This window comes from Caulobacter sp. X, assembly GCF_002742635.1.
Lineage (GTDB): Bacteria > Pseudomonadota > Alphaproteobacteria > Caulobacterales > Caulobacteraceae > Caulobacter.
In genome coordinates this window covers 1,195,448-1,208,257 of sequence record NZ_PEGF01000002.1, presented here as the reverse complement: position 1 = coordinate 1,208,257, position 12,810 = coordinate 1,195,448, and the positions used below count along the sequence as shown (strand labels likewise).

Annotated in this window: 12 protein-coding genes; 1 reads left to right on the top strand and 11 read right to left on the bottom strand. The window is 68.0% G+C overall.

Annotated elements, in window-relative coordinates; all coding sequences use genetic code 11:
* Positions 1-12: 12 nt before the first annotated feature.
* The 11 genes from hisC to murC all read right to left on the bottom strand — a co-directional run bounded on the left by hisC (position 13) and on the right by murC (position 12,297).
* Positions 13-1,134 (bottom strand): histidinol-phosphate transaminase, encoded by a 1,122-nt coding sequence (hisC, locus tag CSW60_RS18045; RefSeq protein ID WP_099538560.1) that lies wholly within the window; start codon positions 1,132-1,134, stop codon positions 13-15.
* Positions 1,135-1,266: 132 nt separating this feature from the next.
* Positions 1,267-1,737 carry an Lrp/AsnC family transcriptional regulator gene (locus tag CSW60_RS18040; RefSeq protein ID WP_099538559.1) on the bottom strand — a complete coding sequence of 157 codons (471 nt, stop codon included), beginning with the start codon at positions 1,735-1,737 and terminating at the stop codon, positions 1,267-1,269.
* A gap of 76 nt (positions 1,738-1,813) precedes the next feature.
* The gene (locus CSW60_RS18035) at positions 1,814-2,419 is read right to left on the bottom strand and encodes a hypothetical protein (RefSeq protein ID WP_099538558.1); all 606 of its coding nucleotides are present in this window, start codon (positions 2,417-2,419) and stop codon (positions 1,814-1,816) included.
* A 116-nt stretch (positions 2,420-2,535) separates the two neighbouring features.
* Positions 2,536-4,092 (bottom strand): cell division protein FtsZ, encoded by a 1,557-nt coding sequence (ftsZ, locus tag CSW60_RS18030; protein WP_099538557.1) that lies wholly within the window; start codon positions 4,090-4,092, stop codon positions 2,536-2,538.
* 34 nt (positions 4,093-4,126) lie between these two features.
* Entirely contained in the window at positions 4,127-4,192 is a 66-nt protein-coding gene (locus tag CSW60_RS23235) for a hypothetical protein (protein WP_024265820.1), read from the bottom strand.
* Positions 4,193-4,465: 273 nt separating this feature from the next.
* Complete coding sequence (gene ftsA, locus CSW60_RS18025) at positions 4,466-5,791, bottom strand: cell division protein FtsA (protein ID WP_099538556.1); 1,326 nt, start codon at positions 5,789-5,791, stop codon at positions 4,466-4,468.
* 30 nt (positions 5,792-5,821) lie between these two features.
* On the bottom strand, positions 5,822-6,730 hold the full coding sequence (gene ftsQ, locus CSW60_RS18020; protein WP_099538555.1) for a cell division protein FtsQ: 909 nt from the start codon (positions 6,728-6,730) through the stop codon (positions 5,822-5,824).
* Entirely contained in the window at positions 6,699-7,658 is a 960-nt protein-coding gene (locus CSW60_RS18015; protein ID WP_099538554.1) for a D-alanine--D-alanine ligase, read from the bottom strand. The genes ftsQ and CSW60_RS18015 overlap by 32 nt, the downstream gene beginning before the upstream one ends.
* 169 nt (positions 7,659-7,827) lie before the next feature.
* The gene (locus CSW60_RS18010) at positions 7,828-9,240 is read right to left on the bottom strand and encodes a M28 family peptidase (protein WP_099538553.1); all 1,413 of its coding nucleotides are present in this window, start codon (positions 9,238-9,240) and stop codon (positions 7,828-7,830) included.
* A 736-nt stretch (positions 9,241-9,976) separates the two neighbouring features.
* Positions 9,977-10,882, bottom strand: coding sequence for a UDP-N-acetylmuramate dehydrogenase (murB, locus tag CSW60_RS18005; RefSeq protein WP_099538552.1), 906 nt, complete (start codon positions 10,880-10,882; stop codon positions 9,977-9,979).
* Complete coding sequence (murC, locus tag CSW60_RS18000; protein WP_099538551.1) at positions 10,879-12,297, bottom strand: UDP-N-acetylmuramate--L-alanine ligase; 1,419 nt, start codon at positions 12,295-12,297, stop codon at positions 10,879-10,881. The genes murB and murC overlap by 4 nt, the downstream gene beginning before the upstream one ends.
* On the opposite strand from murC, the gene CSW60_RS17995 reads away from it, so the two are divergent.
* Positions 12,296-12,799 carry a hypothetical protein gene (locus CSW60_RS17995; RefSeq protein ID WP_099538550.1) on the top strand — a complete coding sequence of 168 codons (504 nt, stop codon included), beginning with the start codon at positions 12,296-12,298 and terminating at the stop codon, positions 12,797-12,799. The two genes, murC and CSW60_RS17995, sit on opposite strands and share 2 nt — an antisense overlap.
* Positions 12,800-12,810 lie beyond the last annotated feature (11 nt).

Here is a 12,810-nt window from a genome sequence, read left to right as displayed (position 1 = left end):
CCTAGAGGCTTCTTATTTCGCCAGCGCCGTCGGCAAGGCGGCGATCAGGGCGTCGTTGTCGGCGGGGCGGCCGATGGTGATCCGGACCCAGCCGCCGGCGACCGGCGTCGGGCGGATGATCAGCCCCTCCTGCAACAAACGCGTGGCGGTCGCGTCGGGCCCCGCCGGCGCGCGCAGGAAGACGAAATTGGCTTCGCTGCGGGTGTGCTCCACGCCCAGGTCGGCCAGCGCGGCCTCGACGCGGCGGCGTTCGGCGATGGTGAGGGCGACGGTGCGGGCCAAGTGTTCCTGGTCGTTCCAGGCGGCCAGGGCGGCGGCCTGGCTGACGGCGGTGACGTTGAAGGCCGGGCGCAGGCGATCCAGATAGCCGACCAGCTCGGCCGACGAAGCGATCCCGTAACCCACGCGCATGCCAGCCAGGCCATAGGCCTTTGAGAAGGTGCGGGCCGACACCCAGGGACCGCCCCAGGCGTCCAGCAGGGCGAAGGTGTCGAAGGCCTCGTGATACTCGCGATAGGCCTCGTCGACGAAAACGAGGGTCGAGCGCGGCGTGACCGACAGGATGTCCTCGATGTCCGAGGCGCTCAGGGCGTTGCCGGTCGGGTTGTTCGGCGTGCACAGGACCAGCAGCTTCGGGCCCCGCGCCGCCGCGGCCTTGAAGGCGGGCACGTCGAGGTCGAAGTTGGCCAGGCGCGGCACATCGACAATCCGAGCCTCGGCGCAGCGGGCGAAGATGTCGTAGGCCGGGAAGGTCGGGCTGGACAGCAGGATCGCGTCGCCCGGGTGCAGCACCGCGCGGAACAGGTAGTCGATCAGGGCCTCGGAGCCCGGCGAGACCACGACACGCTGCGGGTCGACGCCCAGGCGGCCGCCGATCGCGGCGCGCAGCGTCTCGCAATAGGGATCCGGATAGAGCTCGGGCTCGGCGATGGCGGCCGCGACGGCCGCGGCGACCTCGGGGCTGGCGCCCAGCAGGTTCTCGTTGCTGGCCAGCTTTGAGAACTGGGACCGCCCCGTCCGCTTGCCCGCCTCGGCCAGGGTCATGCCGGACTTGTAGGCCTGGACGCCCTCGAGGGCCGGCCGCATGGGCGACGCCGGCGCGGCGGTGACGGGCTTGCGATCCAGGACGAGCATGCGGCCGCTCCAAAAAGACGAGAGCGGGCAGCTTATCGCGAAGGCGAAGTCAGAACGTGGCGATCATGACCGGCTTAAACGTCATTCAGGTCACATCATGCCAATATGGACGCTTGATTATCGTCAAAGTGATCAGTCGAGATAGTCCAGCGGCAGGGCCGTGGAATCCTTAAGCGTGTCGAGCACGAACGAGGAGCGGATGTCCTTGACCGCCGGCATCTTCAGCAGGCGCTTCATGGTGAAGTCGGCATAGGCGTCGAGATTGGGCACGGCGACCTTCAGAAGGTAGTCGTAGCCGCCGGTCATCACGTAGCAGCCGACCACCTCGGGCTCGCGCAAAACGGCCTGTTTGAAGGCCTCGGCGGCCTCCTCGCTGTGGCGGTCGACCTGCACCTCGACATAGGCCAGGACATCCAACTTGGCCTTTCGCCGGTCCAGCAGCGCGACATAGCCGCTGATCAGACCGGAAGCCTCCAGTTGTTTGACTCGTCGCAGGCATGGGCTGGGCGACAGCCCCACCCGCTCGGCCAACTCGACATTCGAGATCTTGCCGTCCTGCTGCAGGATCTGGAGGATCTTTCGATCGGTTCGCGTCAGCTTCATCGTGACCGGATTACGCCGAAAGTTGGCAGATGGCGCCAAGATACACCGCCTTCGGTGTGATGCGCAGCTTTCGAGTTCAGTTCGGCGCCGCCGGCGGCGTGTCATCACGCAGCCTGGCGCGGAAATCGTTCAGCCGGGCGCGATAGCCCTCGGCGTCGCCAAATTCCAGGAATTCGTAATAGCGCCGATGCGGGTCAGTGACCTTCACGGCATGCTTGATCGGGCACCAGTACTGCTCGGTCCGACTGGCCACCTCGCGCACATAGCCGATCACGCCGTTGGCGTAGCCGCAGAAGGTGCAATTGAGCCGCTCGATCACATTCAGATAGCCCAGCCGATCACGGTCGAGCGCGATGTAATCGCGACGCTGGACCCTCGGGATGCCATAGGCGCGAAAGCAGATCGCCTGATAGGCGCTGACCCATACGTCGACGAGCAGGAGCGGAATGATCAGCGAATAGATCACCGGCGCGGTCAATACGACGGCGGGCGAGGTGCGGCCAAAGAACTTGACCAGGTTCAGCCGCAACCGGCGATGCTGGGCCGCCACGCCCATTTCGAACTCGCCGATCTTCTCGGAAAGGGTCCAGCCTAGCGCCCTGCGCCGCCGCTCGATCTCGCGGTCAAGTTCCGCCTGGAGGCCGACGATCTCGTCGGCGATTTCCTTCATGCGCTGGGTCATGGACGGCTTCTTCCAGATGGCCGGCGAACAGTATGCGCGGCGCCGCTAAAGCAAAACGCCCCGGAGTTTCCTCCGGGGCGTTTGAGTTATCGAGGTCCCCGTTTGGGGTCCGCCTTTCAGTTGGCCAGGCGACGCAGGAAGGACGGGATTTCCAGGTCCTCGCCATCGTCGGTCTGCGGCGTTTCCACCGGCGCCAGCTGCGGGCGAACGCTCTGGGTGGTGCGGGCTTGCGGCTGCGGGGCCGAGGCCTGCTGCTCGTAGCGTTGACGACCGCCGCCGAACATCGAGAGCCAGCCGCCTTGCTTTTGCGGACGACGCTCTTCGTAGTAGTTGCCGGTTTCCGGGAACAGCGGCTCGTCGGCGACCTCATCGACCAGCGGGTCGACGATGCGGTTCACTTGCCGGGCCGCCGGCTGGGCCACGCGCGGTTCTTCAGCTACGGTCGGCTCCTCATAGTAGAGCTCGGCTTCCGGCTCCGGCTGAGGGGCCGACATGACGATCTCGGGCTCGGGAGCCGGGGCCGGCGCGGGTTCCGGGGCGAAGGCCGACGAGAACGCCGCGGAGGGACGCTCCGCGGGACGCGCGGCTTCGTATCGGGCGGTCGGACGGGCCGGTTCCGGCTGCGGCGCCGGACGGGTGGTGTCGGCGATCAGCGGCTGGGTGGTGGTGTTGCGGGTGACCGGCTTGGGCTCGATCTGGGCGATCGAGGCGCCGTCCATGCCGGTGGCGACCACCGACACGCGGATCACGCCTTCCAGCGACGGATCGAAGGCCGCGCCGAAGATGATGTTGGCTTCCGGATCGACCTGGTCCGAGATCGCGTTGGCGGCCTCGTCGACTTCCAGCAGGGTCATGTCCATGCCGCCGGTCACGTTGACCAGCACGGCCTTGGCGCCCTTCAGCGAGACTTCGTCCAGCAGCGGGTTGGCGATGGCGTTCTGAGCGGCCATCAGGGCGCGGTCTTCGCCGGTGCCCTCGCCGGTTCCCATCATCGCCTTGCCCATCTCGGTCATGACCGTGCGGACGTCGGCGAAGTCGAGGTTGATCAGGCCCGGCAGGACCATCAGGTCGGTGATCGAGCGGACGCCCGAGTGCAGGACCTGGTCGGCCATGCCGAAGGCTTCGGCGAAGGTCGTGCGTTCGTTGGCGACGCGGAACAGGTTCTGGTTCGGGATGACGATGAGGGTGTCGACGTAGCGCTGCAGCTCCTGGATGCCGCTATCGGCCAGGCGCATGCGGTGACGGCCTTCGAAGTGGAAGGGCTTGGTCACGACGCCGACGGTCAGGATGCCGCGCTCGCGGGCGCACTTGGCGATGATCGGGGCCGCGCCGGTTCCGGTGCCGCCGCCCATGCCGGCGGTGATGAAGACCATGTGCGCGCCGTCGAGGTGCTCGCCGATCTCCGGGAAGGACTCTTCCGCGGCGCTCATGCCCACTTCCGGGTGCGCGCCGGCGCCCAGGCCTTGCGTCACTTGCACGCCCAGCTGGATCCGCCGATCGGTCTTGGCGAACTGCAGCTGCTGAGCGTCGGTGTTGGCCACCACGAACTCGACACCCTCGAGGCCCGCCTCGATCATGTTGTTCACGGCGTTGCCGCCAGCGCCGCCGACCCCAAAGACCACGATGCGCGGCTTCAGCTCGGTCGTACGCGGCGCGGAAAGAGAAATAGCCATGGGACCCTCGCGTCCTTACGCCGAAATCGTCAAATTAGACCTCGGCGACACCCAATCGCCGGGGATGCCTCGACGATCGTGTTAACAGAACAACCACCATCGTTAATCGGCAGTTAACTGCATAATCTGAGTCGGGGTCTGGTCGAGCGCGGCCTTGGGATAAATTGTGGTCTATCAACAGAAAACCCAAGCGAACCAAGGGCCCGGACAGCGTCCACAGACATCTGCGACCGAACGCCGCTGAGTCTCTATTCTGGCGAATAGCCACGCTTTGAGCAGCAAAAAAGGCCCGTCCGAGGTGCTCGGAGGGGCCTTTAAAGTTAAACAGTAGAGTTAATCACGCTTAAGGTTTGAAGGTCGAAGCGGCCTCGACCTAGAGGTTGTCGCGCAGCCAGGCGGCGGCGCGCGAGATGGGGCTGGCGTTCGGATCCAGCGGACGCTTGCGGGCCACGCCGCCGGCCAGGGCCTTGGACGAGACGGCTTCGCGCGGACCAAAGGCCGTCCGGTGCAACGTGCCGGCGGCCGCGCAGAAGGCCGGGCCCGAGGCGGCGTCGGCCAGGTGCGGCACCCGACGCGGACGGCCCAGGCGAACCGGACGATCGAAGACGCGCACGGCCACTTCGCGCACGCCGGCCAGCTGGCTGGCGCCGCCGGTCAGGACGATGCCCGCGCCCGGCTCGACCGGCGCGCCCGAGGCCTTCAGGCGCTCGCGCAGCAGTTCCAGGGTTTCCTCGACGCGCGGCTGGATGATGCCCTTCAGCAGCGAGCGCGGCGCGATGACCGGACCCGCGCCCGGATCGTCGCCGCGCGGCGGGGCCTCGATCATCTCGCGGTCCTCGTTGGCCGAGGCGATGGCGCTGCCGTGCAGGGTCTTGATGCGCTCGGCGCCGACCACCGAGGTCTGCAGGCCGCGCGCGATGTCCTGAGTCACGTGCCCGCCGCCGACGGCCAGGCTGTCGACGTGGCAGAGCGCGCCGTTGTTGAACACCGCCACCGAGGTCGAGCCGCCGCCCATGTCGATGCAGACCGCGCCCAGGTCCATCTCGTCCTCTTCAAGCGCGGCGAGCGCGGAGGCAAACGGCGCGGCGACGATGCCCTCGAAGGACAAGTGAGCGCGTTCGACGCAGTGGGCCAGGGTGTGGAAGATGTTCTCGTTGACCGAGACGACCAGCAACTCCAGCCCTAGCGAGCGGCCGAACATGGCGCGCGGGTCGCGGATGCCGCGCTGGCCGTCGACCGACCAGGCGATCGGCAGCAGATGGATCGGCTTGCGGCCGGGGATGCGCACCTGGGCCAGGGCCGAGGCGATGGCGCGCGACAGGTCCCCGTCAGAGATCGGGCGGGCGCCCAGCGAGACCTGGGCGTGGACGCGGTGGCTGGCCAGCTGGCCGCCGGCGGTGCAGACGCTGACGCCCTGGACGTTAACGCCGGCCACGGTCTCGGCGCGCTCGACGGCCTGGGCGATGGCCTGGGCGGCTTCGTCGAGGTTGACGATCGCGCCGCCGCGCACGCCGCGCGACTGGACATAGCCGACGCCGGAGGTCGTCAGGGTGCGGTTCTCACGGTGGATGCCGTCGGGCTTCATGATGAAGCACGTCACCTTCGACGCGCCCAGATCGACGGCCGCGATGGCGGGCTGGCGCACAAGCGTCGCCTTCAGGCCCTCGCGAGCCTGTTTCCGGTCCTCCATTCGCGACATCGCTATCGTCACCTCAGCCCATCAAGTCCATTACGCCCCGCCGGCCGCGGGCTGCCCAGGCAGCGCCGCGTCGCGAGGTCTCACAGCCACCATTTCGGGGTCGCGCAGATCGATCCGCGCGAAACCCATGTCCAGGATTCTCTGCCGCTGGTCGAGCTGATCCAATTGAATCAGCGCGGATTCTTCGTCAATGGCCGGAAGCTGGATCAGCGATCCGTCCTTCAGCCGAAGATCCCAGCGGCGGTCGTCCACCCGCACCATCGCCTCAAGACGATCCCGAAGGCGCGGACGCGAGGCCACCGCCGGCAGGATCAGGCCCGCGGCCTGGTCGGCGCCCTGCCCGACCACCAGCGGCAGCTGCGGGAAGCGCGCGGGGTCGGCCTCGTTGATCACCCGCCCCTCGGCGTCGATCACCTTCATCCGGCCCTGGTTCTGCCAGACCGCCAGCGCCGGCCGCTCCTGGACGGAGATCAGCACGGTGTCGGGCAGCATGCGCACGACCTGGACGTCTTTCACCCAGCCCACGCCTTGCACCCGCTGGCGCACGCCCGCCAGATCCATGCCCAGCGTCGGCTGGTCGAGATAGAGGCCCGAGGCTTTCAGGATGTCGGCCTGGGCGGTCGAAGACGCCCCGCGGATGTGGACCGTCTTCAGCTTGAACCCGGCCGAGGCGAACGCGCCGTCGACGCCACGGGCCATCGACGCGCCGATACGCTCGGCGCGGTGTCCTGTAGCGAGCATCACCACCAGTCCGAGGCCCAGAGCCGCGCCCGCGACGCTCAGGGCGACCGTGGGCGAGAGGCCCACGCCCTTGGCGGCGTGCAGCTTGGCGGCCGGCTGCGCGCCTCGCGGCGCGGCCCGGCCCTTGCTCGGACTTGCGGGCGCTTCGGCCCGAGGTCGCCTAGGCTTAGGCGGTCCCCCCCGCGTTACGGCGGGCATAAGCGTCCTCCACGATCCATAGAACCAACTGATCAAACGGAATCCCGACGTGGGCGGCCTGCTCGGGAGCGAGCGAGGTCGGAGTCATGCCGGGCTGCGTATTGACCTCTAGAAGGACCAGAATGTCGTTAATGTCGTCATAACGAAGGTCGGACCGAGTCACACTTCGACAACCAAGAGCGGAGTGCGCCAACTCGGCCATCCGCATCGCGCGATCCCTTACGCCATCAGGGATTGGGGCCGGCAGGACGTGGATCGAGCCGCCTTCCGAGTACTTGGCCTCGTAGTCATAAAAACCTGTGGATGCACGAATATCGGTAACCGCGAGGGCTCTGGGACCATTCGCCTCACCCATCACGGCGACCGCCAGTTCCAGGCCGCGAATGTACGGCTCGACCATGACCTCCTCGCCGAAGGTCCACGACGGAGCGCCGACTTCCTCGGGCGGACGGTTGGCGCCTTCCTTGACGATGAACACGCCCACCGAGGAACCCTCGGCGTTCGGCTTGACCACATAGGGCGGCGGGATGACGTGGTCGCGGGCCACCTCGTGACGGTTGAACAGGCCGCCGCCGGGCACGACGACGCCGGCCGCCGCCAAGACAGCCTTGGCCTTGGCCTTGTCCATCGCCAGGGCCGAGGCCAGCACGCCCGAGTGGGTGTAGGGCAGCTTCAGCGTCTCCAGCACGCCCTGGACGCAGCCGTCCTCGCCCCATTCGCCGTGCAAGGCGTTGAAGACGAGGTCCGGCTTGGTCGCCGTCAGCACCTGGGCGATGTCGGGCCCTGCGTCGATCCGCGTGACCTTGGCCCCCAGCCGCTCCAGCGCGTCGGCGCAGGCGGCGCCCGAGACCAGGCTGACCTTGCGTTCCGACGAGGGACCGCCCAGCAGGACGGCGATGTGGCGGCCGGAGAGAGGCTGGTCGGTCATTTGGCGCTCTAAGAAGCCCTCCCCCTCGATGGGGGAGGGTTGGGTGGGGGTGATCGCGCCGCTTCGGACGCCTTAGCGCCCTTCCTAGAGAGGCGGACAGGCCGTGCCAACACCCCCAATCCCTACCCTTCCCCCATCGAGGGGGAAGGGAGAGCCTTGGTGGTAGACCTTAGTGCGACGCCGCCGGGGCCGGCGCGCCGGCCGGCTTCAAGGCGCGGAAGTCGATGTCGCTGTCGGCGACCAGATAGATCAGGCTGGTCCAGGCGGCGACGTTCTGGGCCAGTTCATTCGGGCGCACCTTGTTGAGGGTGTCATCCATGGTGTGGTGGTAGTCGAAGTAGCGGCTGGCGTCCTGGCGCATCTCGACCGACGGAACGCCGGCCTGCTCCAGGCCCGAGATGTCGGCGCCGCCGCCGCGGGCCGGATCGCGCGACACGATGATCTTCAGCGGCGACAAGACGTTGGCCACCGTGGTGGCGAACGGCGTGCCTTGCGCGCCGGCCGGCAGCTTCAGCGCGAAGATGTTGTCGGCGCCCTCGTCGCTCTCGCCGGCCAGCACGATCTTGGCGACCTCGTCCTTGTGCGCGGCCAGATAGGCTTCCGACGAACCGCCGCTTTCTTCCGAGCCGAACATCACGACGCGGATCGTGCGCTTGGGATGCTTCGGCAAATCGCCGATCAGCTTGGCGGTCGCGGTGGTGATGGCGATGCCGGTGGCGTCGTCGAGCGCGCCGGTGCCGACGTCCCAGCTGTCGAGGTGGCCGCCGATGACGATCACTTCGTCCGGCTTCTCCGAGCCCTTGATCTCGCCCGAGATGTTCCAGGCCACGTCGTTGGGATCGGTGGTCGAGGCCAGCTTCAGCTTGATGCGCAGCGGGCCCTTCTTGGCCAGACGCTCCAGCTGTTCGGCCTCCGGCACGCCGATGGCGGCCGACGGCACGGTGACGACGTCCGGGCCAAAGGCGGTGACGCCCGTGTGCGGCACGGTCGAGTCCGAGGTCGAGATCGAGCGGATCAGGATCGCGACCGCGCCGCGCTTGGCGGCCTCGGTCGGGCCGGCGCGACGCGAAATGCCCGCGACGCCGTAGCCCGAGGCGTCCTGGGTGCGGACCATCGGCTGGGTGATGACGACGATCTTGCCCTTCACGGCGCTTTCCGGCGCGGCGACCAGATCGGCGAAGGTGCGGAAGAGAGCGACGTCGGCCTCGATCCCTTCGGGCGGGGTCGGGACCGTCCGGCCCAGGCCCAGGACGTTCAGCTTCATCGGATAGGGCGCGACCAGCTCGCCGCTCTCCTCGCCGCGCGTCCAGGACGGCTTGGCGAACTGCTCGACCTTGATGTTGGTGAAGCCCAGCGCCTTGAACTTGGCGACGCCCCAATCCTTGGCGCGCTCCATGGCCGGCGAGCCGACCAGACGCGGACCGATCGTGGTGGTGAGATCTTCGGTGATCTCCCAGGCGGTGCGGTCCAGCAGCGCCTTGTCCCGCAGCGTTTCAGCGGTCTTGACGTCTTGAGCGTGGGCGGCGCCCGAAAGCAGGGCGAAAACGGCCGAGGCGGCCAGTAAGCGACGGTACATGAGCAAGGACTCTCCCCAATGGCATGGGAGTCATAGCACCGGTTCGCGCCACGGGGAGTCAGCAAAGGCGCTACGGGCGCCATAGGGCCTGCAAGCCTAGGAAGTGAACAGGCGCGCGACTTCGCCGCTTCACGCGGCGGGCCGCTGAAGGGTCGGAAGGGGATGCGGAGCGCCCGGACATTCGTCCGGATGAGGATAGAGTTGTTACCGTTTCGACGAAGCCTGAGCGCTCCGCGCGATCGTTATCCGGTGAGCCTTCGACGCGCGGGGTTTTAACCCGCTTCCGAAAGAGGCCCCCGGCGGGCGGGCCGGGCTGGCGACCCGGTCCCCGGACCGTCCGGGCGATTTCAGCCCGAACCTTGTCCCGCTCGACCACCCCCGACGGCCGTCGCGATCGCCGGCCGGACGTCCCTTCCAAGCCATCGGGTGAGGAAGAGTATGAGGCGGGATTCAACGCGGATCACAGAGCGGCGTGTAAAAGTGGGAAGTCTTTGAAATCGTTCGGTTCGATTCCGGATACGCGGATCATAGAGCGCCGCGAACGCTCGTACTTTTCCTCTCCTCCCCCTCTGGGGGAGGGGGACCGCCGAACGGCGGTGGAGGGGCCAGCCGAATTGGCGACGGTCTCAGTCAGTTCAAAGGCGCGAACTCAACAGCCCACAGGATGTAATCCCGCCGCACAGGGGCCCCTCCACCAGCTTCGCTGGTCCCCCTCCCCCGGTGGGGGAGGAGAGTTAAGCCCCTACCCCGCCCGCCCGATCCGCTTGATCTCCCAGTCCAGCTGGACGCCGGTCTTGGCCTTGACGTCGGCGCGCACCGCCTCGCCCAGGCCTTCCAGGTCGGCCGCCGTGGCCTCGCCGGTGTTGATCAGGAAGTTGCTGTGCAAGGGTGAGAACATCGCCCCGCCGAACAGTTTCCCCCGCCAGCCGGCCTCGTCGACCAGCTTCCACGATGAGTGGCCCGGCGGGTTCTTGAAGGTCGAGCCGCCGGTCTTTTCGCGGATCGGCTGGGTGGTCTCGCGCCGGGCGGTGATTTCGGCCATGCGGGCCTTGATCGCCTCGGGCTCGTCCGCCGTCCCCTCGAACACCGCGTCCAGCACGATCACCGTGTCGCCGTCCTGCAAGGCGCTGTGGCGATAGGTGTAATGCAGGTCCTCGACCGCCAGCTCGCGCACGACGCCGGCGCGGTCCATGACCCGCACCGACTTGACCACGTTGACCGTCTCGGAGCCGTAGCAGCCGGCGTTCATGATCACCGCGCCGCCGATCGTGCCGGGGACGCCGACATAGAACTCCAGCCCCGCGATGCCCGCCTCGGCCGCCTTGCGGGCCAGGATGGCGTCCGGCACGGCGCTGCCAGCCCGGATGCGGTTGCCGCCGAGCGGTTCGACCGCGTTGAAGCCCTTGCCAAGGCGGATGATCACGCCGTCGACGCCGGCGTCGCGGACCAGCAGGTTCGATCCCACGCCGATCGCCATCACCGGGACCGACGGGTCCAGCGCCTTCAGGAAGTCCGACAGGTCCTGCTCGTCGGCCGGCAGGAACACGACATCGGCCGGACCGCCGACCCGGAACCAGGTGAACGGCGCCAGCGGCTCGTCGATCAGCAGCTTGCCGCGGACGGTCGGGAGGTTGGCCTTCCAGCTCACTTGGACAGCGCTTCCAGCTGCCCCGGCAGCGCATAGGCCCAGGTGGTGATGTCGCCGGCGCCCAGCAGCACGACAAGGTCGCCGCTGGTCGCTTCGGCGGCGATCAGGCGCGGGAGGGCCGTCGGGCTTTCCAGCGGGATGGCGCGGCGGTGGCCGAACTTCTTGAGCCCCTCGACCAGGGCGTCGCGGCTGACGCCCTCGATCGGCTGCTCGCCGGCCGAATAGACGTCGGCCACGATCACCGTGTCGGCGTCGTTGAAGCAGCTGGAGAACTCGGTCATCAGGTCGCGCAGGCGGGTGTAGCGGTGCGGCTGGACCACGGCGATCACCTTGCCGGTCGACACCGCGCGGGCGGCCTTCAGCACGGCGGCGATCTCGACCGGGTGGTGGCCATAGTCGTCGACCACGCGGATGCCATTGGCGACGCCCGTGGTGGTGAAGCGGCGCTTGACCCCGCCAAAGCCGGCCAGGCCCTTGCGGATGGCCTCGGCGTCAACGCCCAGCTCGCGCGCCACGGCCACCGCGGCGGCGGCGTTCAGCACGTTGTGGTGGCCGGCCATCGGCATCTTCAGGCCGTCATAGCGGACGACCTCGCCGTCGCGCGGCGAGACCACGATGTCGAACTTGGCGCCGTCGGAGCCCATCTCGATGTTCGAGACTCGCACCTCGGCCTGCGGATTGGTCCCGTAGGTCACCAGGCGGCGGTTCTCGATCCGCGAGGTCAGGGCCTGCACTTCCGGATGGTCGATGCAGACGGCGGCGAAGCCATAGAACGGGATGTTCTGGATGAAGTCCTGGAAGCCCTTCTTCACCGCGTCGAAGTCGCCCCAATGGTCCAGGTGCTCGGCGTCGATATTGGTGACGATCGCCACCGTGGACTTCAGGCGCAGGAACGAGCCGTCGCTCTCGTCGGCCTCGACGACGATCCAGTCGCCCTCGCCGACCTTGGCGTTGGTGCCGTAGGCGTTGATGATGCCGCCGTTGACCACGGTGGGATCCAGGCCGCCGGCGTCCAGCAGGGCGGCGACCATCGAGGTCGTAGTCGTCTTGCCGTGCGTGCCGCCCACGGCCACCGAGAACTGCAGGCGCATCAGCTCGGCCAGCATCTCGGCGCGACGGACCAAAGGCAGGCGCTTGTCGCGGCCGGCGACCATCTCGGGGTTGTCGGCCTTCACGGCCGTCGAATAGACGATGGCCGAAGCGCCCTCGACGTGGGCGGCGTCATGGCCGATGAAGATGCGCGCGCCGAGCTTCTCGAGCCGTTCGGTGTTGGCGCTGGCCTTGGCGTCGCTACCCTGAACGGTGTAGCCGATGCGCAGCATGATCTCGGCGATGCCGGACATGCCAATGCCGCCGATGCCGATGAAGTGCACGGGGCCGAGTTCGAAGGGGACGGGGCGTCGACGCTGGATCATGACGAGCCGATTAGACCAATTCCGCGCGGCGCGAAACGCCCTGATCGCCCTCAGTTTGTGGACGGGGCCGGCTATGGCCCAAGCGCCCTCCCCGCTTGAGCTTCGGCTGGCCGACGTGGGGCGCTTCGCCGTGTTCGTCGACATGGGCGGCGTCCAGTGGACGGGCCGCGTGGCCAAGCTTCGCGTGCTGCAGGTCGCGGAGGGCGGCTTCAAGGCGGGCGCGGAGGAATTCTGGGGCGGCTGGCGTCACGAGGTGATCGACTGCCAGGCCCGGACGATCGCCCACGCGGGCTTTTCCAGTATCCGGGCCGGCGGCCGCGAAGGCCCTCTGACCGGCGACCAACGACCGGCTCAGCCGTTGCCGGCGGGAAGCACGGACGAGGCGGTCGCCAAGGTGATCTGCGACGGTTGGCGGCCGTTCGCCAAGGTCCCGGTGGCGACCAGCGTCGAACAGGCGGTCAACCTCGGCCGCCCTCTGATCGAGACCGGCGCCGAACCCTGAACACGAAAAAG

What these genes read in the sequence shown, in the direction of transcription:
- CSW60_RS18015 (WP_099538554.1), bottom strand. Translation starts at nt 7,658, where the DNA reads ATGACCGACCAGCCTCTCTCCGGCCGCCACATCGCCGTCCTGCTGGGC.
- hisC (WP_099538560.1), bottom strand. Translation starts at nt 1,134, where the DNA reads ATGCTCGTCCTGGATCGCAAGCCCGTCACCGCCGCGCCGGCGTCGCCC.
- murC (WP_099538551.1), bottom strand. Translation starts at nt 12,297, where the DNA reads ATGATCCAGCGTCGACGCCCCGTCCCCTTCGAACTCGGCCCCGTGCAC.
- CSW60_RS17995 (WP_099538550.1), top strand. Translation starts at nt 12,296, where the DNA reads ATGACGAGCCGATTAGACCAATTCCGCGCGGCGCGAAACGCCCTGATC.
- ftsQ (WP_099538555.1), bottom strand. Translation starts at nt 6,730, where the DNA reads ATGCCCGCCGTAACGCGGGGGGGACCGCCTAAGCCTAGGCGACCTCGG.
- ftsA (WP_099538556.1), bottom strand. Translation starts at nt 5,791, where the DNA reads ATGTCGCGAATGGAGGACCGGAAACAGGCTCGCGAGGGCCTGAAGGCG.
- CSW60_RS18035 (WP_099538558.1), bottom strand. Translation starts at nt 2,419, where the DNA reads ATGACCCAGCGCATGAAGGAAATCGCCGACGAGATCGTCGGCCTCCAG.
- ftsZ (WP_099538557.1), bottom strand. Translation starts at nt 4,092, where the DNA reads ATGGCTATTTCTCTTTCCGCGCCGCGTACGACCGAGCTGAAGCCGCGC.
- CSW60_RS18040 (WP_099538559.1), bottom strand. Translation starts at nt 1,737, where the DNA reads ATGAAGCTGACGCGAACCGATCGAAAGATCCTCCAGATCCTGCAGCAG.